9 protein-coding genes are annotated in these 23,951 nt (G+C 37.0%); 7 read left to right on the top strand and 2 right to left on the bottom strand.

Annotation, left to right across the window (positions count from 1 at the left end; translation table 11 throughout):
* Nucleotides 1-73: 73 nt before the first annotated feature.
* The 6 genes from HN014_RS09895 to HN014_RS09920 all read left to right on the top strand — a co-directional run bounded on the left by HN014_RS09895 (nt 74) and on the right by HN014_RS09920 (nt 19,274).
* Nucleotides 74-6,691: a leucine-rich repeat domain-containing protein gene (locus HN014_RS09895; RefSeq protein ID WP_176028720.1), complete on the top strand. Its 6,618-nt coding sequence runs from the start codon at nt 74-76 to the stop codon at nt 6,689-6,691.
* A 40-nt stretch (nt 6,692-6,731) separates the two neighbouring features.
* A complete protein-coding gene (locus HN014_RS09900) occupies nt 6,732-7,421 on the top strand; it encodes a hypothetical protein (protein ID WP_176028721.1) in 690 nt (229 codons plus the stop codon).
* 12 nt (nt 7,422-7,433) lie between these two features.
* On the top strand, nt 7,434-17,648 hold the full coding sequence (locus HN014_RS09905; protein WP_176028722.1) for an RHS repeat-associated core domain-containing protein: 10,215 nt from the start codon (nt 7,434-7,436) through the stop codon (nt 17,646-17,648).
* Nucleotides 17,635-18,234: a hypothetical protein gene (locus HN014_RS09910; RefSeq protein WP_176028723.1), complete on the top strand. Its 600-nt coding sequence runs from the start codon at nt 17,635-17,637 to the stop codon at nt 18,232-18,234. The genes HN014_RS09905 and HN014_RS09910 overlap by 14 nt, the downstream gene beginning before the upstream one ends.
* Before the next feature lie 530 nt (nt 18,235-18,764).
* Nucleotides 18,765-19,013 carry a type II toxin-antitoxin system Phd/YefM family antitoxin gene (locus HN014_RS09915; RefSeq protein ID WP_176028724.1) on the top strand — a complete coding sequence of 83 codons (249 nt, stop codon included), beginning with the start codon at nt 18,765-18,767 and terminating at the stop codon, nt 19,011-19,013.
* On the top strand, nt 19,014-19,274 hold the full coding sequence (locus tag HN014_RS09920; protein WP_176028725.1) for a Txe/YoeB family addiction module toxin: 261 nt from the start codon (nt 19,014-19,016) through the stop codon (nt 19,272-19,274). It begins immediately after the preceding gene.
* Nucleotides 19,275-19,519: 245 nt separating this feature from the next.
* Here HN014_RS09920 and HN014_RS09925 read toward each other — a convergent pair whose 3' ends face one another.
* Entirely contained in the window at nt 19,520-20,599 is a 1,080-nt protein-coding gene (locus HN014_RS09925; protein ID WP_176028726.1) for a hypothetical protein, read from the bottom strand.
* 294 nt (nt 20,600-20,893) lie between these two features.
* A complete protein-coding gene (locus tag HN014_RS09930) occupies nt 20,894-22,312 on the bottom strand; it encodes a cytochrome P450 (RefSeq protein ID WP_176028727.1) in 1,419 nt (472 codons plus the stop codon).
* A gap of 778 nt (nt 22,313-23,090) precedes the next feature.
* On the opposite strand from HN014_RS09930, the gene HN014_RS09935 reads away from it, so the two are divergent.
* Nucleotides 23,091-23,807, top strand: a complete 717-nt coding sequence (locus tag HN014_RS09935) for a hypothetical protein (protein WP_176028728.1) — start codon at nt 23,091-23,093, stop codon at nt 23,805-23,807.
* Nucleotides 23,808-23,951 lie beyond the last annotated feature (144 nt).

A 23,951-nucleotide genomic window follows, 5' to 3' on the forward strand; every position in this document is an offset into this window, starting at 1 on the left:
GATTTATTGAAAATATTCAATTAGTCTCATAAGAAAAATACCAAACTCTATTTGATAAAATAATAATAGATACATGAAAACAATATTCAAATATTTTCAACTTGTATTCCTTTTTGCGTGGATGGCAGAGGGATATGCAGATGATATAATACCCACGTATCCAAGTCAGGCATCATGTACTGTCTCAGAAACAGAAAAACAAGCGTTACTGGATTTTTATACGGCGACAGATGGTGCAAACTGGAAGAATACACGTGCCAACAATAAGGCTTGGAAGTCAGACATTCCCATATGCGATTGGCATGGAGTCACCGTTGCGAATGGTCATGTGACCAGAATTAACCTTCCGAATAATAATCTTAATGGCGAAGTTCCTTCAAGTATCTCTAATCTCACAAAACTATCTTATTTGGCACTTAACACCAATAGGGTATCAAAATTACCAGAAACTATCGGGAATTTATCAGAATTAAGAACTCTGGCATTAGTGCGAAATAACCTGACTACTCTCCCAAATGGGATCGTGAATTTACCGAGGATTGAAAGTCTTATTTTTAGTACAAACGGGTTGAGCAGTTTACCTGCTGGAATAAATAAGCTAACGACACTCAAAGGGTTGAACCTTACTCAGAATAAATTTTCAGGAAATATTCCAGAAGAAATTTTTGAATTGGTAAACCTACAGACATTAACAATGCGACAAAATAAGCTGTCAGGAGTAATTTCTCCTAAGATAGGAGCGCTAAAAAGGCTGAACCATATCGATATAGGGTTTAACAATTTTACGGGGGCTATCCCCAAGGAAATACAAAACCTGACATTACTGACTACCCTCAAAATGGATAACAATGCTTTGGTTGCAATTCCTGATGAAATTCAGGCTCTCAAGGCGATGATAACGTTGGAGCTTAGCAAGAATCAAATAAAAGCAATTCCTAATGGGATCACCAGGCTTCCTAGGCTTAAGTTACTGTATTTGTCCAATAACAAAATACAAGGTTCTATCCCTAAAGATTTTGTGAATAATACTGCCTTGGTAGGGATTTATTTATCATTTAATGAATTAAGTGGAACGATTCCTTTGGAATTAGGGAATATGCCTTCTTTAAAAACATTGACGGTTGATAATAATCAACTAACGGGAACGGTTCCAGAGAGTTTAGCTGCGAAACTGAGCGGTTTTAATTTTCATGAGAATAAATTAGAAGGAAGCATCCCTTACTTTACTAAAAGTGATCTTAGATCATTCTCTTTTTATGGGAATAAATTTGTGTTTTCTGATTTTGAAAATAATCATGTTAGTTATAAAAACCGGGCCAGGAATAATTATCGGTATGCTCCTCAAGCTAAGGTAGACCAACCAGCGAGCAAAACAATAGATGCCGGACAAACGATCACCTTATCAAGTACGGCGTTGACAAGTCCTAATAATAGTTATCAATGGTATAAAACAGTTGGAGGGACTACCACAGCCATTACAGGAGCCACTAATAAAGAGTTAACTATTACGAATGCCAGTGCAGCAGATGCAGGTGTGTATCACTTTGTCGCTACGAATAGCGTTGTCACAGATCTGACATTAGAGCGTCATCCGATTACAGTTAGCATTGCCGGAGATACCTGTGGGGTTTCAGAGGCAGAAAAACAGGCACTATTAGACTTTTATGCTGCTACAGGAGGTGCTAATTGGAAAAATACAGTAGAAAATAATAAGCCCTGGGATCCTGCTACTCCAGTATGTGATTGGTATGGGGTAACAGTGGTCAATGGAAAAGTGTATAAAGTCGTATTAGGAAACAATAATTTAGTAGGAACTATTTCCAATTCGATTACAAACTTGACAGGTTTAGATGCATTAGAATTATTTGGAAATTCATTATCCGGAGCAATTCCCGGAAATATTAATCTGCTTTCCAATTTAAAGACACTACGCCTGGAACAAAATCAAATTTCCGGAACAATCCCCGCACAAATAGGCTCCCTGTCAAATATGAGATACCTACATCTTGGTTTTAACAGGTTGACAGGAACGATCCCGCCAGCGCTTGGTCAACTGTCAAAAGTACAATTGTTTAGTGCTGCAAGTAATAAACTTACAGGAAGTATTCCTCCTCAGTTAAAAGGAATGACCAGTATTCGGGATTTGAACTTCTCAAATAATCAAATGACTGGTGCCATTCCAGTAGAAATGGCAGAGATGAGTACTTTGAGATATCTCAGCCTGGCATGGAATGACTTTACAGGAACAATTCCTACTCAATTAGGTCAATTAGGTCAGCTTGGTTTTTTGAGTTTAGAAAGAAACAGGTTTACTGGGAGTATTCCCAAAGAACTGGCAAATGCAACAAGCTTGTACTTTTTAAACCTGTCCAGAAATCAATTTACGGGGACCATTCCCAAAGAATTAGGAAATCTGTCTGCATTAAAACAGTTTAGTGTTAGTTATAACCGCTTGACAGGAAATATCCCTAATGAAATACGGAACTTAGCTGAATTAGAACGACTCTTTTTATCGAATAATGAATTTGAAGGAAGTGTGCCCGATTTTAGTGGATTGAGTAAGTTATACTTTCTGACGATAAAAGAAAACCATTTGGTTTTTAAGGATTTTGAAAATGAACATCCCTCTTATACCGCATTGCAATCTTATGCATATGCCCCTCAAGCCAAAGTAGATCAACCAGAAACCAGAAGTATTAATGCCGGACAATCAATTACTCTAACAAGTACAGCGTTGACGAGTCCTAACAATAGTTACCAATGGTATAAAACAGTTGGAGGGACTACCACAGCTATTACAGGAGCCACTAATAAGAACCTGGTTATTTCTAATGCCAGTACAGCGGATGCCGGAGTGTATCATTTTTTAGCGACAAATAGTATTGTTACAGATCTGACATTAGAGCGCCACCCGATTACCTTGACAGTCATTGAAGATACTTGTGGAGTTTCTGAAGTGGAAAAGCAGGCACTATTAGACTTCTATACCGCTACCGGAGGACCTAACTGGAAAAATACAGTAGAAAATAACAAACCCTGGGACCCTGCTATTCCTGTATGTGATTGGTATGGAGTTATAGTAAATAATGGAACAGTAACAGGATTAAACTTAGGGAGGAACAATTTGTCAGGAAACTTAGTATTAGCTCCCTTAGCTTCATTGCCAGAATTAAGTCATTTGAGCTTAGGAATCAATAATCTGTCAGGAGAGATTCCTATGAGTGTCGAAAACTTATTCAAGCTCTCATATATCAACCTAGAAAGTAATAAACTAACAGGAAGCATTCCCGAGGTATTGGCAGATTTAAAAAAATTAAGTTTTATATCGTTTGCCAAGAATCAGTTAACGGGAGAAATCCTTCCTGAATTAAGTGCATTGCCAAATTTGAAAAACTTATACTTAAACAATAATCAATTAACAGGAGGCATTCCTAATGACCTGGGTATAATAACGAATCTGGAATACTTGGATATAAGTTTTAATAAGTTATCCGGTAGTATTCCTAGCTCATTAGGACAACTAACAAAATTAAAATGGCTAGCGGTAAATAACAACCAATTAGAAGGTGTACTTCCTGCTACACTAGGGCAACTGGTAAACTTAAATCGTTTATATGCATCCAATAATCAGTTATCAGGAGAACTTCCGGTAGCGTTAGGAACGCTTACGGCCTTGAATATTCTGGATTTAGCAAACAATAAGTTATCCGGTAGTATTCCGGGATCTCTTGGAAACCTGACTAATTTGACCAATGTATATCTTAATAAAAATGAGCTGTCAGGCAATTTACCAGAAGAATTGACGCGATTGACCCGATTAAAACAATTATTTCTACATGATAATAAACTATCAGGAAAAATCCCTGCTGGTTTTACCAATATAAGTTTTGTAAAATTATTTTTTAATACCAATCAATTCGTGTTTTCCGATTTCGAATCAGAATATACTACTTACAAACAGAGAATTCAGTTTTTTGAATATGCCCCGCAAGCAAAGGTAGATCAGCCGGAGAACCACACAATTCAGCTAGGAGGGGAGATTATATTAACCACCACTGCTTTAACAAGCCCTAACAATAGTTATCAATGGTATAAAACCGTGGGAGGAACCACCACAGCGATAACAGGGGCTACAGATAAAGAGTTGACCATTTCTAATGCTGATATGACAGATGCCGGAGTGTATCATTTTTTAGCGACGAATTCAATAGTAGACGGTCTGACATTAGAGCGTCACCCGATTACTTTGATCGTGAAAGAGCCTCAGGATTGTAGTGCGCTTACTTGTGAGGAGGTTATCGTAGATGCGTTAAATTTTGTAAAGAATAATAATGGGATTACTAATACTCAAGTACCATTTGTACTAACAGATGTTCCTTCGTTTTTTGATACTTGTATTGATGAGTTTTTTAAGATAGGACAAGAAGATACTTTGGTTTGGGAAAATATCAATGGACTAAATTATAGTTTTGTTCTTAGGTTAAATGATGCCATTATTTTTAAAGTAGATAGCTCATCACCTGCGATGTATAGTGAATCAATAGTGTCTTTTTCGGCAATTAATGTTGCGAATACATATGAGGAAATTGTATTTATTAATACGGACGGAGTAGAAACAATCATGCGTACTAAGGGATTCGAAATCAATTGTAATCCATGTACTGATTGCCCGGTAGGCTTTGATTTGTGCCTGGGAGGGAATACCGAAGAATATCCGATTGTCTATAATTTGATTCCACATGGAGATCATATCAACTGGTATCTGACAGAAACAGGAGGAACACCATTAGAGGATAACACCCCAATTTCTACAGAGGCAGAAAACCCGGGAGGGGTTATTTATTGGTGGGACGATACTACGGATGGGTCTGATACTCGAACACCTCAGGTAGTTACGGTAAGTACCAATCTGCCAGAAGTAGAGGAATTTCAGATATTTTCGGCAGGAATGCAAGCCACCATTGGAGACTTACAAGCTACAGGAAATAATATCGAATGGTATTTACATCCAGCAGAAGGAAACCCACTTCCTGCAGATACCCCTTTAGAGCATTTACAAAGTTATTTTGCTCAGGGACCCGATGCTACCTGTCGAGCTGCTGTAGTGGTAATGCTACAGACAGACACCCCACAAGGAGACGGGTATCAGACACTTTGTAAGGGAGCTACTTTGGCAGATATTGTATTACAGGTAGCTGCAGGATCCTCTATTAAGTGGTATAATCAGCGCACAGGAGGTCAGTTACTTCCTGCTACTACAGCATTAGTGCATGGGGTTACATATTATGCGACCCAATTAGATCAATATGGAGGAGAAAGCGAAGAGAGAAAAGAAGTAACAGTCAATATTATTGAAGTATTTCCTCCGTATGTACCTTCTACAGAACAAGTGTTTTATGCCAATCAATCTCATACCATAGCAAATTTATTGGCAATAGGAAATGGGATTCGTTGGTATGATCAGGAAGAAGGAGGAATTGCTTATGCACCTACTGAGACATTAGTAGATGGACAATATTATTACGCTGCACAGCAATCCGAAGCCGGTTGTACAGGAGACAGGCAGGCAGTATTGGTTCGTATTCTGGCAGAAGAAGCCCCTACCTTATTCGGGTGTGAAAAGTTTAAACCCCGTATTGGAGATCGATATGTGGTTAATGCCTGGGTACGAGAGCAAGGAGTTACTCCTGTAAACCCAGATATCAGAGCATTTAATGATAGTGAAATAAGCCAATTATTTGTCGAGTTATTAAATCATTTAAAAGATAAAGTACTTAGTGCTGATTCAGATATATATCATATTCCAGCCATATATATACCACATAGTGAAACCGCAAACCTGAATTTTGATCCTATCGTATCTTATATAAAAGATACAGAAATTGACGAGCGAAAATTAACCGTCTATAACTTCTCTTTGGAGAAAGACACCTATGGTCGTACGATTGGTTTTTCTTTTTTCTTAAATAAAAACCAAACAGCAAAAATAATGTACCAATCCCCCAAAGTAAGAAAGAGGGGAACTCTGGGAGGAGTAAGTATTCTTGATTATCGTTATCCCATCAGAGATAATGCAGACAACATACGAATAGATTTTACAGATGTAAAAGTAGTAAATGACCAACTTCAGCTTATATCCGATTTTGAGATGAATAATGCAGGATCTTACTCGACCTCATTAACCAATCATACCGATGTGGTTTCAGGAGTTTCCCCGGTAGAAGAAACAGTTACTTTCTACGAATATGAAGAGATTCCGGGGTATCAACCAATCACCTATATGAACGCACTGGTGGAGATACAATATAAAGATGCTAATGAAACGGTTATGGAGGCAGATAAACTGGTATTTATTCCTAAGGGACCTGTTATTGATGGGTGGCAGCAAGTTTCTGGAACTTTTGTGATTCCAGTAGCAGCACATCAGATGACGATGTCACTAAAAAATATAGCCTCGGATATTAATGTGTACTTCGATGATATTCGTTTTCATCCCTATGATAGCTCTATGAAAACATTCGTATATGACCCGATAACACAAAGATTAATGTCAGAATTAGATGAAAATAATTTTGCAACCTTCTATGAATATGATGCAGAAGGAGGATTGATCCGGGTGAAGAAAGAAACTGCCAAAGGAATATTTACAATTCAGGAGAGCAGATCAGGTAACGTAAAAGCAACAGACTAATAAAGAACAAGCGATGATATCATTATATAGATATATCCTCATGCTCACATTACAAGTAACAATTGGGTGTTACAGCTGTTTTTCACAGAAAAGTGCAGCGGCGGTGTTAGCAGATTTTGAGAAAAACTACACGACAAATGATTCCTATGATTTGGCATTGGTATATACTATGTATAAGGGATTTACAGGTCATAAAATAACAGAGCAATATAAAGGAAGTTTGTACAAAGAAGGGACTACTTTTCGTATGACGGCTATGGAAAATGAAGTGGTTCAGTTTGATAAGAAACAATTAAACATAGATCATCAAACGAAGCAAATATATATAAGAAATAAAGTAAAAGAGGTAGAAAACCCAACCCATATTGTCAGGTTACTACAATATTATGCACCGGTAACAATGCAGACAAAAGGAGATCGCTACATCATAGAAATGGCTGTCAAAAACAGCCAGTTACCGCTCCCTTTCCAGAAAATGAGGTTACATATCCACAAAGAGACAAAAATACTATTGAAACAAACATTGTTTTTTGCACAGAAACAGGCATTTGTAACAACCGATGGAAATGAATTAGACACAGCTCGACTCGAAATAGAAATCGAAGAGCAGGCATTGGAAAAACGAGTTTCACCGATTACACTTTCAGACTATGTTATCACTGAAAACTCAGGATATATAGCTGCAGACAATTACAAAAATTATAACATAATAGATCAAACCAATCGATAGCACACTATTATTATGTACGATACGAAACATTATTTTAACCGCATTTTTATAGGATTTTTTATCCTGCTTTTAGGACCGTTTTGGCTTCTTGCTCAGGAAAAAGAAACGTTTACACCTGATCAGATACAACAAGCACATCAGGGGCAGACCTCTTTAACATATACTTCTCCCTTACTGGAGGCACCTCAGACAGTAGATGAAGATGTATATGGATATGTACGTTTGGAAATAAACAAGGACACCCCTCCGTATACCCGTTATAACTTCTCAATAACTTTAGAAGTGCAGCAAGTACTTGCTGATGGACGTATAGCGACAGATGTAGAAGTACATAAATTAACAGTAAAAAACAATCGAAAAGGAGGTGCAGGACATCATATTGCTCAAAAAGCATGTATTCTTAGGGGAGCATATGGTGCTGTTGTAAATATACGTACCTATTCCTATAAAGACATTGCCAATGGCGGTATGGTAGATACAGAAGGAACCATTCCGGCAAATATTCAGTTGACGATAGGGCATGCCAAAGAACGTTTTGAAACGCTATCGACAACTCCTCCACTGGTATCCACCCCTGTGATACATAATAAAGAAATACAATTTGCATGGGAACCAGTAGCAGGGGCTAAAGCATATGAACTGGAATGGACCTGGATAGATAATTACGGAACACAACATACAACCCCTTTAGGAGCAGATCAGATAGCCCTGTCAGAAAAAACATTTCGTCAGAATAATACCAGGGTTCGGGTATCTGGTAGAACCTACCGTATTCCTTTAGTATACGACAAAGGATATTTAATATACAGAATTCGGGCAGTTGGTCATTTTTTGGAAGATACAAACCGGGAGAGATATGGAATGTGGAGTAGTGGAGACATACCAAAAAATACAGTAGCAGACTGGCCGCATACTTATGAAATAACAGTGGAACATGAAGCGGCTAAAAACTGGCAGTTCCAGACTTCCTATGCAGAAGAAGGAAAGAAAAAAGAAGTGGTAAGTTATTTTGATGGAAGTTTACGTAATCGTCAGACAGTTACTAAAATAAATACAGATAATCATGCGGTGGTAGGAGAAGTAATCTACGATGCACAAGGAAGGGCTGCTGTAGAAGTATTACCCGTTCCAACAGCAGATGAAAAATTACAGTATTATCAGAATTTTACACGAACACATTCCGGGCAGGCTTATACATATGCTGCTTTTGATAAAGACACTCAAAATAGAATTGATACCCCTAATGACGATAAAAGAATGGGCACCCAGTCGGGAGCTGCTCAATACTACTCATCAGAAAATACACTTACGGATCCCTTTAGAAACAGGGTGCCGGATGCCAAGGGATACCCTATGTCGCAAATCGAATATACAGCTGATAATACAGGACGTATCCGAAGAAAAGGAGGAGTAGGTGAAACACATCAGTTGGGGTCAGGACATGAGATGGAATATTTTTACGGGGTACCTGAACAAAAAGAATTAAACCGCTTGTTTGGATACTCAGTAGGAAAAGCTTCTCATTACAAGAAAAATATGGTGCTGGATCCTAATCGTCAGTTAAGTATAAACTATATAGACCCGGAAGGGCGCACGATTGCTACGGCCTTGGCTGGATATAGCCCTGATGCTGTGATCGGATTGGATGATGAGAAAGATGAAAGTGGATTGCATAAGCAGTTATTAACAGATTTATTAGGGAAGATCAGACGAACTGATACAGATACAGCCGAGGATAATAATAATTTGCAGAATACAGGCAATTGGGGAGAAATAAGAGATAGATTGATGTATACGGCCAATAAGATGGCGGTGCATCAAGAAACCAGAAAGTTTATGTATGCCCTTACTCATGATCAACCAACCTTTATTTTTGAAACTGCAATAGGAGAAAATCAAGTATGTGAAGCGCGTTATCCAATGGCATATGAGTTATCGATAGATATAGTAGATGAGGAAGCAAATAGCTTGATGCCTACAGCAGTTGATCGTATGCCGATTATTTTGGAAGGCTCAACATCCAATGGGATAACATTAGACCCTTTAGAGGTACCAGTACAGCGAGGAAGTTTTGCCATTAGTAAGGCACTAACGGTACATAAGGATAAGTTGCAAGAATATGCAGATGCCTATATCGCCCGGTTACAGAATCCGGAAGATCCATGCTATGTAGCACCTACCAGTATTTATACTACCCCTTTGTTATTAGATGGATGTTTCAGTACCTGTGAAGAATGTACGGATAGTTTGTTGGCAGGACATGCTTCAGTAACGGCTGCCAGACAGGCATATGTAGAGGAAGAAATAGCGAGTTATGATCCGGCACAGTTAGCACTACTAACCGCAGAAGAAAGAACACAGTTAGAAGAAAGTCTCGCTAAACAATGGGATCAGGCATTGGAAGCCTGTAATGCTCCTTGTGCTGATGCAAGTGTAGGCGCAGATGAAGATACTACAGGGTCAATTAGTTGTCAGTCAGCCAGACAACAATTATTGCAAGATATGAGACCTCTGGGACAGTATGGAGGAGAATTGCAGGCAGGGGGTACTAATTTGATTACTGTTTTTAACGACAATAATCGATTGTTAAGCACCCGATTAACAGAAGAGGTACATAATAGCTGGAGAAACCCCAGACATGATATCTATGATTCCAATCCTACATCAGGGACAGGATTATATACCGCTGGACACTATTATGACAGAGAAGGTACCATTAGCTATGTAACAGTGCAGCGAGAAGTAACCACTACGCAAGATGGAGAAGAACTAATCAATTATATACCAGAGATAGTGGAAGGAAGCCCTGTAGAGGAAGATGCTGATGACCCTTCTAAAGCATATGTAGAACCTCAATACCTCAAAGAAGTAGCAGATTTTTTACATCCTGACAGATGGCAGGATAGCTGGGCCAATTCTTTATTGGTATACCACCCGGAGTATGAATATTTACGTTATAGTCAGGCTGTGTGCGACCTAAAAGTAGCTAAGGCGGGAACAACAGATGTCTTTTTTAATCCTGATGGGTATGATACATATCTGCATTCGATTACCAGTTTTGACGAAGCAGTGCAGAAAGGAATGTTATCCGCTACGGCAACTACTTTATCAGATCAGGACCCGTATTTTTCAAGAGCACTTTCAGGAGGCTATGAAAGTAATACACTTTTTACTGCCAGAAAAACAATTATAGAAGAAGCGTTGACCAGTAATTATGACGGATCTAATGCCTCATTGATGTCTTCTGTATACAAAACCATTGCATGTAATACCTTACAGACATGTACGGTACCGGCAACTACTGCAGCTATTTTTGGAGCAGTAAGTAATTTGCAAGAAGAGCAGAGAAACAAATTTTGGAATTCCTATAAGACAAATTACATCGCGGTAAAACAACGTATTCTATCTACATTTAGAGATGCGTATGCAATGAAAAATGGGTTTTACAATGGATGTATTGGGGTGTCAGAAGCTCCGGTAAGTATTATTACCCGATTAGATACCTATCATTATACAGCAGTATCTGCTTTGCAAACCTATCTGAACGGAACAACAGATGCCCTATGCGAGTATTCCGAAGTTACTGCCTATAGGCATAAGCAAAAACGTTTTGAGCCTACTGATATGTATTATAACTCCGGAGCAAGTATTGAGACCGTACTTGCTGATATGGAAGAACAGATTAACTACGATTATTATATCAATACCGGAGTATGTCCATTAGCAAGAGATTTGGAAATGTACTGGGAAGGATACTTTATGGCGATTAATGAACAAGGGGTCAGTCCGATATCTGCCTACGAATACCAGGGGAACTATTTTACAATTGCCTTATATGAAGAAATGGGAGGTGTCTTTCCTGCGAGTGAGGCTGTACAGATCGTAGGGTCGGTTAGGGGAAACCAATTGACCCAGCAACTACAGGTAGGAACCGTAATAGAAGGAGCGACACATACACTCAATATTCCGTCAGGGCTTAGTTGGAACGATTATGGACAGGGATGGCACATTACTCATATAGGAAATATATACTCAGTGTATAATGCTTCTCAAAAGAAATTCTCCTATCAGCTAGCAGCAATGATAGAAGATCAGGGAGTGCAGAAAGAAATTATTGTATATGGAATCACAGAGGCTCGTATCGCCGAATGTAGTGTTGGAACTCCAAATGGGGTGGGAGTGTTTTTAGGAGCAGGAAATACCTGGGATGAGACAGGAGACTGTAATATAGAAAGTGCTGTGTCAAAAGCATTACCTACCTTATTAAATGAGCTGATCTCTTTAGGACAACTTAATGCAACCTCTTATGAAATAGGTCAGTTAACAGCATATGCAGATAGTTATCTGGCTCAGTTTTTTGGTACAGGAAGCAGTGTGCTTTGGAATACAGAAGGAACAGGAGTCTATACAATTACTGTAGATGGGGTAGAAAAAATGCGATGGAATCTGGACGAATCATTTCCGAATCAGGGAGAAGTCAGTGCCGTTAGTTTTGGTCTGCAAGAAGGGGTGTCCAATACCATCATAGGGCAGACCGTACAAATTACCTGGGCAGGAAAAGAACTGACGATTGCAGGAAGTGCAGGAGAAAATGAAGAACGCATTCTTAACTTTTTGTGTTGTGGGGATATAAATGATCATTTGAGCCCTGCGAATCCGATATGTATTGATGATTCTCTGGAACAGCGATTTGGAGAGGATATGACAACTTTAATGAATGCAATCATTACCAGAGGGAAGCCAATGACGGATAATTTGCAGAAATTAATACCTATAAAAGAATACCCTGAGTATACAACATTTTTGCAAGACTTTTTTACCGCTAATAGCGGACACTACTGTAAGATTAATCCACAGAATAAATGTGATGAACGAATTGATTACTCGAATCTAGATCATGTATATGGACTTTTTACATATGAGAGTTCTTCTTTTTTCTGGGAATTTCGTTTTTCAGATATTGCCAGAGTTCGATTTTATATTCATGCTCCAAAAGAAACTGACTTAGAGAAGATTACAATTACGAAAATTAAGCAAATTGATTCCTCTCGTTTTGAAATACTATACACTAATGGGACAACTACAGAAAATCGTATGGTAGCGTATGTCTCGCAGGAAAGATTGAATATTCCTATCTATAATAGTCGAAATTTCTCTAATCTATCCTTTGATTGTGAATTGTTGGAGAAATACAACTATTATCCATTACAATCAGATCCTGATGATTTGGATAATATAGATGTGGATATGTGCATGGATCCGATAAGTGTTAATCTGGAAAACCAATTAGAGGAAACATTAAAGACTATTATTAATGCACATTTAGTAGCATCTCAAAATGGGACAGTAGTAGCAGATAGTATTTTTGATGAATTATTTTTTGGAACTACTATACGATTGAATGATCGGTTTCGAACAGTATTAGAACCATATTATAACGCTAATTATCCAGACTTGATTTATCATAATACCTTTAGGAATTACAATACATCATTAAGGGATGATTTGGAAGGAAATATGTATATTTCTAATCAATCATTTATGGATATTCAGGCAATGTTTGATCCAGGAAATCTTAACAGGTCAGGAAGTTTGTTATTTCGAATGTTGTTTGAAGAAGATTTTTATGATGTAGAAGAAATTTTAGATATACGAATTATTCGTGTACATGAAGGACCTTTAGGAGATAGTGCTAGTAGAATGCAATTTGCTAGTATTGAATATCGCAATAAGCAAGGAGAAGTTCGCTTAGCCAAGAATGTAGAATTAAACCTTCTTCGTGTCGAAGTAAACCCAGCTAATACAAGGTCAACGTATAATTTTGCGATTCCACTTTGTGAATTATTAAGTGTTGACTTAGGAGGAGGAGCTCATAGAGTTCAGAGTACATCTCAATATAGGGTACAAGTAACTCAAAAAAAATCAGATGAATTAAAAGGTGTAGTACATCCGACATCTTTTAGAGCAATTCCCCAAACTACTTTTGCTACACGAGTTAATGCGTCTTGTGAAGAACCTTGTGTCCCACAACCACTACCTCCGGTTAGTTGTACGGGTGCTTTCGCTACCTATGAAACTATTTTACAACGTATAGGAGATACCGAACAAACCTATACTCAGGAAGATTTTTGTAAGTACCACCTAGGGTATTTAGTCTCAGATTATAATTATTATTTACAGCGTTTTAATGTCCGGGATACTCAATCCTTATTTTATATGACGATTATGGATTTTGGAGCTACAGATTTTAATTATGGCTATAGCGATATGAAAACTGTAATTAATGTGTATAAGGCTTATGTAGATAGAACAACTGCCGACAACAGGGATTCCTGGAGAGAATTTACAACTAGTCATTTACTAGCACTACAAGCTACAGGAAGCTGTATCCCGGTTCCGGATCCTTTCCTGATCGATATGGGAGGAATATCAGCACCTGATCAGGAGCCTAGTTGTGAAAAACTGACCAAGAGTATTCATGAGACGTATATGCAGGATACTTATGAGGTGTATTTGGAACAGCAACGAGCTCGGTTTATCAAAGCCTATATCCAGCAGGCAACTGCAGGAGTCGTAGAACAGTTTGATATGGAATATTTTGATAAGGAATATCAATATACACTGTACTATTATGATCAGGCAGGAAACCTGATACAGACCGTACCTCCTCAGGGAGTAGATCGATTTACAGATGAAGAATTAGAAACGGATTCGGGAAGTGGATCTCTGAATGATCGTATTAATAGTTATCGGGCTGCTAATACCGAAATAGAAGATGCTTCTTTATTACCGGATCATACATTGCAAACGCAGTATACATATAATGCACTAAATCAATTAGTATGGCAATCTACTCCGGATGGAGGAGTCACCCGATTTGCCTATGACCCTCTGGGACGTATTATTGCATCTCAAAATGCAAAACAGTTAGCAAGTAATACGTTTAGCTACTCAAAATACGATGGACTAGGAAGAATAGTAGAAGCAGGGGAGTTTGTACCCAAAGTACCAGTTGCGATTACGGGTACTACCGGAAAATTAGTGAATACAACGACCGGAGAAGTGGTGTCATTGCAATCGTATCCGGATGCGATTTCTGATATCAGACATGAGGTAACCCGAACGCGATATACAGAACCGGTAAGTTATGCAGCTGATATTTTTAATACAATTCCTGTATTGGATGAAACAGTTGCTGCTACAGCACGTAATCGGGTAACTGCTGTTTTCTATTATGACGTTTGGAAAGATGATACAACCCGGGAGCGCAATTACCAACATGCGACGTATTATCACTATGATATTCATGGAAATGTCAAAGAACTGGTACAGCACAATAGATTATTGGCTTTGTCTCAGGAAGATCCGTTTTCCGGGATAAAACATATAGAATACGAATACGACCTGATCAGTGGGAATGTAAATAGGGTTGTTTATCAAAAAGGAGCAGTCGATCAGCTGATCCATCGATATACATATGATGCGGATAACCGGATTATTGAGGTAGCGACCTCTACCGATGGGTATCTGTGGGAGAAAGATGCAGGATATGCCTATTTTGCTCATGGTCCATTGGCACGTACGGTATTAGGAGAAGAACAAGTACAAGGACAAGATTATACCTATACCCTGCAAGGATGGTTAAAAGGAGTTAATTCGGATATGCTGAATTCAGAAAATGACCCGGGTGCTGATGGAGTAGCACAAACGGCTAAAGATGTATATGGATATGCATTGGGATATTTTGAACAGGATTATCAACCCATTGGTGCGATCAATGCATTTGTAAAAACAGCTGCAGCAACCCAGAACCCGGCAGACCTGTATAATGGGAATATCAAGCAGATGACAACAGCACTGCTGAATCATAAAGAAAAGCCCAAAGGATTACAGTTCAATCATTATCGATATGATCAGCTAAACCGAATTAAGTCCATGCAGGGGTATGATATTGCCGGAGCAACAGCAGCAAACTATGCGAGTTCTTATAGTTATGATCGCAATGGAAACCTACAAACCCTGAACCGAACGGCAGTAAACAAAAAAGGGAAACCGGTACGTATGGATGAATTGAGTTATACCTACAAACCGAATACGAATCAGTTGGATCATGTTACAGATGCAGTTCGCAGAAAGAAGTTTAATGATATTACCACTCAATCAGCAGGGAATTATACTTATGATGCTATCGGGCAATTGACCAAGGATGAAGCAGAAGGAATTACAGCCATTGCATGGCGGGTAGATGGTAAGGTTAAATCAATAACCAAATCCGATCAAACCCGAATCCGATTTGCATATGATGGATTAGGAAACCGAATTGCCAAGATTGTAGCACGCCCGAATAAAAAAGAAAAAGTAACTACCTATGTCCGGGACGCACAAGGGAATGTAATGGGGGTGTATACGACGAATGAATCCGATCCGGAGCAGATTTCTGCTCAGAAGAAAGTAACACTGACAGAGCATCACCTCTACGGAAGCAGCCGCTTAGGACTGGAAGAAAAGAAGGTACGAATAAAAGCACAACCAGCAATGGCTCCAAGAAAAGTAACGCAGAAGTTAGGAGATAAACGTTTTGAACTAAGCAACCATTTAGGGAATGTGCTGAGTGTGGTTTCTGATCGAAAAATCACCGGTACTGGATCAACAGGTCAGATCCTGCATACATATGATTTTACCGGTTGGGAGCGGATACAGGATTACAATGACTGGAATCCATATGGACCAGCTGTCATTACCACTACTGATGATGTACTGCATGCAGCAGTTGATGATGCCAGGGAAGGAATTATCCATACGATGCTTACCGAACCAGGGAAACAATATACTGTGGCATTTGATCTGGAATTACTTACCTCCCCCGAAATACGAGTGGAAACCGAAGTTTTTGGAGAACTGCTTACTCATATGATTATTCAGCAAAGTGGAAGACATCAGATTTCTTTTACGGCGACTCAGGTAGTAACCAATATCAGTTGGGCACGAACCAGGGATAAAGATGAGGTAGTAGATACTTTTATCTTGGATAATGTAACAATTACGACTTCTGACGGAGCAGATGGAGAAGGAAATAATAATATTACCTTTACAGCAGACGTTCTTAGTTATAATGATTATTATCCGTTTGGGATGTTACTGCCGAACAGAAATGGACAATCTGATGATTATAGATATGGGTTCCAGGGGCAAGAAAAAGATGATGAGGTTAAAGGAGAAGGAAATTCAATTAACTTTAAGTTTAGGATGCACGATCCTCGGGTAGGTAGGTTCTTTGCAGTAGATCCGTTATTTAAAGAATATCCTTGGAATAGTCCTTATGCTTTTAGTGAGAACAGAGTTATAGATGCTATTGATTTAGAAGGAGCGGAAAAGCTAATTGTTGCTAAATCAAGTAATCCAACATTGAATGAACCGGGTAAGGCAAAGATTACGATTAAATTAGATTATAAAATTCTAGAAGATAATCCTTTGGGAGGTTTAGCGAAAAATAGTGTTAATCCGAAGTCTTTCAGGAAAAGGTTTTCAGATGGTAATTATAGAGATTATGCAATAACATTACCAACCTCTACTAGTGAAGCTAAATTTTTAGAAGGAGAACAATTACAATGGGCTCAAAAAGCTAATAATCCTAAAGTTTCAGACAAAAATAGAGCTAAGTATGCAAAAAAACTTGTTGATGCAGGAGTTACTTCCTATTATAAAGTTGACGTTGAATATGATTTTACGCTTTCTAAAGGAAAAACCGTGAATGAAATGATAAATTTTATGAAAGAAGCTCCTAAAGGAAAAGGTATAATCATGAATAGAATGAGTCCTAAAGGGCAATTAAGCCAATTATATAAAACAGCTGTCTTAACAAAAAATGATGGTTTAAAAACACTTTATAAGTTTGCTAGGGTCTTGAATAATAGATTTGATCCGAATACAGGTGGAGCTGCTGTCTCTGAAGGTTATTTAGGGTTTCCTGATTATAATTTTATATATATAAATAGTAAAAGGAAAACAGAACTATCTTTACTAGATATAATTGTTCATGAAGGAGGTCATAATATGGCAAAAGCACATAAGCATGGTGATGATAGTGATGGCAATGGAGAGTACGAATACGATCAAAAAGGCTTACAAAGTAATGAAGGTTCTAAAGGGAAGATCAAGCCGAGTATGCAAAATTCAAGAACTATTATTAATGATAATACGAACAGATCTACTATTGAAAACGACTAATTTAATTTTATTACTACTATTGTATTTGTTTCCAAGTATTTTTTTTTCTCAAACCAAAGAAAAAACTGATAAGGTATTGCGAATTAACAAAACTCTAGCATTGGAGTTGTGTGATAAAAAAGAATTTAATTTATGTTTTAATTTTTCTCCATTAAAAACTAGTAAAAACCCAGAATTTGTTAGTTTTAGTAATGAGGAAATTAATTATGATGTTGTATATAAAATACCCCCAGTTTATTTAAAAATAATAGACATAGATTTTTCAGAAGAAAAGAAAATTTTTGACTTAATGTTAAACCCAAGTATAGAAACAGATACATTAAAATATGGTTTAACAAAAAAGCAAATTAGAAAAGTTAAAAAGCATATTAAAAAAACTAAAAAAACAATAAATCATAATGTAAGTTATTCTTTTGATGGAAATCTTAAGTATTTGTTGTATGATGTTGATTTTGAGTGTGTTTATGGGGGGGTGGGTAAAACTTATATTATTGATAAAGATGGCCATGAATTAAGGAAAGAGATAGAAGCAGAAATCTATTATTTAACAAAAATAATTTCAATTAAACCTAAATATTTAAAATAGATTATTAAAATGTCATATAATCTTTTTCTAAATGTAGTTTGATGTTATTAATAATTTCGAGCTACCTCACGACCCCTTTCGTTTGGTAGGGTAGTTAGCAGATAAGGTAAATCCTGATCCCCAGATGACGCAAGTATGTCAAAGTAATGGCTACCGCGAGAATCTTTCTCGTGGCGGGTATGAGTAAGCAATAACAATAAATATAAAAGCTACCTTGCATTAAATTGTGAGGTAGTTTTTTTGTGTTTTAGGAGTAAGCTAATCTAGCTTTAGCATCGGGTCTGTGGATTATTAATCCCCAGATAGCGGGAGTATGTCAAAGTAACAGCTACCGCGAGAATCCTTTCTCGTGGCGGTAATGAGTAAGCAAAAGAGTACTATATAACTGTCTTGTCCTAAAATTATTTTAGAAATTACTGTGTTAGGCGGTATAAAATTAGAAGGATTAGACAGGATGCACGTAACGGTAAACAACTTGGATCTATGTAGTTTAAAAGTACCTGTTTAGGTACTTTTTGTATATTTGTATTATGGAAACAGTAAATTATACAGAATTTCGTTCAAATCTAAAACATTGGTTCGATAAAGTAATCAATGATGTAAGTGATATTATTATCAAGCGTAAAAACGGAAAAGACCTCGTTTTAATATCATTAGATGAATACAATTCACTAAAAGAAACAACCTATTTGCTAACAGGGAAAAACAGAGATGTTTTATTAAACTCTATCAAAGAACTGGAAGCAGGAAATGGTATAGAAAAAGATTTAATTGAATAGATGAAGTTAACGTGGTCTATTTCTTCTTGGGAAGATTATTTGTATTGGCAGAAAGTCGATAAGAAAATAGTAAAACGGATTAACGAACTCATTAAAAGTTGTATGCGAACACCTTTTGAAGGCATTGGAAAACCCGAAGTTTTAAAAGGTGATTTACAAGGGTATTGGTCAAGACGAATAACATCAGAACATCGATTGGTTTACAAATATGAAAATGACCAATTACTAATTGCAGCTTGTCGTTATCATTATGGGAAGTAAAATCCTTACAACATAAAATCCAGTATTCTCGTTCCTCAAATATTGCTGTATTTATGCTGTTCCCGCCGTAGAAAGCCAGCTATGTTTTTATAGTTGTAAACGACATTTTTTAGCAATTTGCTTCGCAATATTAAAACAAGTACTATAAAATAGTCTTCCTGCACTGAAACTAGTTACTACTGACTTTATGTACTATGAATTCGTTAATAGTGTACTTCGTAACTTCAGAAAACAGTAGCGGATTATTAATCCACACTATGTACACTGGTAATTTCATAGCCTTTAAAATAAACAACTGTTATCCCATGTACGTCTTCAATGGATGACCAAAAGGAGATCAGCCATTCTTCCTTATCCCTGTTAAGAATACCCACATCATTAATACCAATGTCGAAATCGGCAGCTGTCATGGTAAAATCCTTAAAGTTTTGTATTACCTGATTTTTGAGTTCCTTATTTAATATCAAAGGATTTTCTTTTTTAGCATCTTCAAAAAGTAAATTGCATAAGGCAATTTCATAATCAGATTTAGTCTCGTAGAAATAGTCCGTGTTCTTATCTGCTATTGCTTGTAATATGTCTTTTTGGTATTGACTTTTGATAAGAGACATAACGGCTTTTTTTCTTTTCGGGTTTTTATAATCCTCAATGTGTTCCAGTAGCTCATTTAATGTATCTCTAAAGTCACAAACATACCCTACCTCTCTTTTTTCATCCAATGCAGATTGAGACTTTTGGATTTTTTTTCCGATCTCTTTCCTGTAATAATCATAACTATGTAGTTGTTTTTCATCAGTTTCCTGTTTTTTTTCTTTTTCATTGACTTGCAATGCTATTTTATAAAACTGTAGCGCCTGATCAAAATCACACATATAAAAATAATCATCCGCAATTCTCTCTGCTATATAGCTTTTTTTCTCACATTCGAACTTTTTCTTCCAGATTTCTACAGAAAGGTGGTGAGGGATTTCGCTACAAAGGAGCGATAAGAAATTTTCATCTTTTTCATTTTTTATAGCGGTATACGCATGTCTGGTTTTGAGGTAACACTTTTGATAATTTTCTACGTTTTCTTCATAACTATTGTATAAGGTTTCTCTTTCTTTTCTGGTGAGGGTCATATAATCATTGATCGAAGTCGACTCATGTATGATAGCATCATTAATATATATCTTTGTTTCTCCCCACCATTCCGGAACTTCAAAATCATGTATGGAATCACATACCTGCAAGCTGATGTTTTCTTTTTTGATTTTTTTAGGAGAGTTACAAAAAGTAAAAGTCCAAAACAGTAACGTTATAAAAGATAGTTTTCGTAATAGCATGACTGGTGTTTGGTTTCGTTGATGTTGTTTTTATGCGTTATTCAGCAACATACACTTAGAACTTGTTTACACTTTTTTTATTTGCTAAAAAAAATACTGTTTTTTCTTCTGTAATGTTGCTCTGTAGCTCAAAAAAGCTTTTAACATCACTAGTATCATCCAATTTTTGCTTAACGTCAAAAAGCATAGACGAGTTCTTTCTATAAAGCCGCAGTAATTGTACAAAAACTAATTGATATTACCTAAAATGGAAGAGATTCCTTTGTTTTTTGGGTATTATTTATAAAAAGGAGCTTAGAAAGAAGATACCGCAGTAAAGTGCACGTATAAATTTTCAGGGTATACAATAAAGGAATGCTTTTCGGTAACGGCTTCAGGAGATATGGATAGGGAAAAGTCAAAATGTTTGCAAAGCATGGAAATCATAGTGGTCATTTCTGCCATTGCCAGATGCATTCCCGGGCAAAAACGAGGACCTCCCCCAAACCCCTTGACAATATCAGGATGGTGTTTGCGATGCATAGGGCATTGATCCGCTCCCCAACGTTCTGGAATAAATTGAGTTGCCTTGTCAAAATATTCATCTTGTCGCTGCGGATATCGATTTAATAAAATCAACCGGGTATCTTTCGGGATATGAAGTCCCAGAACAGTACAGTCTTCATTCGCTTGTACAATTTGTTGTGTAGTCGTAGGATGCAAGCGGATTGCTTCTTGTACAACTGAATTGGCATATGATAATTGCTGATGTTGTTCATAAGAAACAGGGGTGGCGGTTTTCGGATAGCAATCAAAAGCTTCTTTGCGGACTTTTTTGATCATTTCCGGATGCTGAGACAGATAATAAATAATCCAGGATAAAGAACTGGAGGTAGAATCCTCTCCGGCGAGCAACATGGTAAAAATGTTACCATATACTTCAGTATCACTGAAATCTCCTTCGTTGTTTTCCGCTAAGAGAGCCTCCAGGAAATTAGTAGGTTGTTGATGTCGTTCAGGGTGATTGGCTAAGGTAGCTTTAGCATGCTTTATAAATGAATAAATGGTTTTTTCAATGGCATGCAATGATTGTTGTAGCTGCTTGTCTTTTTTTCGTTTGTAAAAACGCCAGATTGGGATAGGTGCCACTGTACGTTCATTAACCATCGCAAATATCTGTTCGAGATGTTGTTGGAATATAGCATCTTTCTCATTGATAGCATCAAGCTCATATCCAAAAGCAATAGCTGTTGTCACATCAATAGTAAATAGCATAAACTCTCTTTGGATATCAATCTGTTTGCCTGCGGTAGCATATGTTTTGAATTTATGAAGAAGGGTTTCACATTTTTGAAGTACAGTAGGATAATACGCTTTTACTTTTTTAGTACTTAATGACTCAGCGGTTAATCTTCGATGACGTTTCCAGTCTTCGCCTTCGGCATTGAATACTCCCTTAATGCCCATTTCCTGGAGTACACTATCTATTTTTGGTAATCGTCTGAATTGCTGGGGACGCAATTTGAGAATGCGGTGATTGAGCTCAGGGATTGCAGATGCTACAAATCTTTTTCCAACCAGGTTAATCGTAAATAATGGACCACATGTAAGGACCGCATCTTCTAAAAACTGATGTTTTGTAGAGGATTTGAATTGTGGATAATGCCCTATTATAAAATGTCCCTTGGGAGAAGGTAAATCAGAAAGGGTAATAGTACGAAGGTCTAAAAGCATAATATATCGGTTTACAGGGAGACAAAAATAAATAATAAGGAATGACTACAATAATTTCTATATAAAGTGTTAAACAATATTAATACACGTTAAAGTAAATCAGGATATAAAAGAGTATGATATTTTAGCACTTATGGAGCGTACTAAACAGAAAATGTTTGTGCATCCAGGAATTAATGGTAGAAAAGGCTGTCGGGTAGGGCGGCCTTTTTTTATGAAAGATAGAGAGCGTAACCCTTCGATTAAGAAAGTTTCAAAGTATACGTATTTCCTAAAAAATTATTACTTCTATAATGTCTCGTATGCTTACCTGAAGAAAGGAGTACTAAAGAATTCGTTAAAGAATATTAATCATCGTTAAAGTAGCTGGAAGAACAAAGAAAGAAATCTATTTTTGACCCTAAGAATGACAGTGACTCCTATTTGTTAGGTTTATAGATAGAAGTAGTAGTTTATACATATTCAAGACGTGGAGTCATCTGTCAGTTTCCTCATATTAGTACTGAAAAAGAGCTGCGTAAGCAGCTCTTTGTTTTTTCTAAAGGATCGTGTACTTCTTTCACATTTTAAGATAACTTTTGTAATTCCGAAGCAGGAGAAATAAAGGACTCCGGTTATCTTTGAGAATTCCCATAACAATATATAGTTTTTTGAAAAAACAAGGAAGGAACGCTGTGTACTGAAATGATTTACAGTGTTTTATAAATGGTCGGTGACTAGTCGTTTTTTTAAATAATTAAATGTAGTGAGGTTTCCGAGATATTATAAAATAACACAGATGAAAAACATATATCTAATTATGATGGCAGGGATGCTGTGTAGCTCCTGTTTTATGAATGAAAACACATCCAATAATCGTCATTCCGAGAAGGAAGACTTAGTAACAGCAGAAAAAAAGAAAGTACAACAAATAAAAGTGGCTGATTTACCGGTTCATATCGACAGTACCCAGTATTTGATACATCCTGTAGGAGTATATGAGATAGAAGAAAAACGAAGCAAGACGCGAATGGGATCGTATTCAGGTTATGGGGCGCAAAACTTCAAGGTCTCTACACAAGTAGGAGATGAAATTTCGGGAAATATGAACTCGATTACATTTCAGCATATAGAAACAGGAGTAGCACATGAGTTGACCAATAAGGATGTACGTATTATTTCGGCTACTTTTTTGCGGGATATTTTTAATACAACTAAAAAACAACTGTTGGTATATCAGGTGATCGATGCTGATACAAATAAAGATGGGGTTAAAAATTATCTCGATCAGAAATCCTTATATATCGGTGCGATGGGAGGTGGTGGATTTACCAAATTGACACAGCAGGGACATGAGTTGATTGACTGGAAAGTAATTGCAGCGACCAATAAATTGTTTTTTCGAAGTGTTAAGGATATAAATAAAAATGGAGTATTAGAAAAAGAAGATGTGGTTTCACATCATGTCATAGACTTAGAAAAAGAAACGTTGACACCGGTTTATTATCAGCTTTAATTCCAAAAAAAATATTTTTCTTTTACGAATAGGTTTTTATAGAATAGAAAGGTTAGTGTAGGAAAAATAGGGGAAGATGTCTTTTGTCATAAGAAGGATGTAACTGATCGTGTTTTTTGATATTATTTTTTTGTAAAAAGTGGA

The sequence above is a fragment of the Aquimarina sp. TRL1 genome, assembly GCF_013365535.1.
Lineage (GTDB): Bacteria > Bacteroidota > Bacteroidia > Flavobacteriales > Flavobacteriaceae > Aquimarina > Aquimarina hainanensis.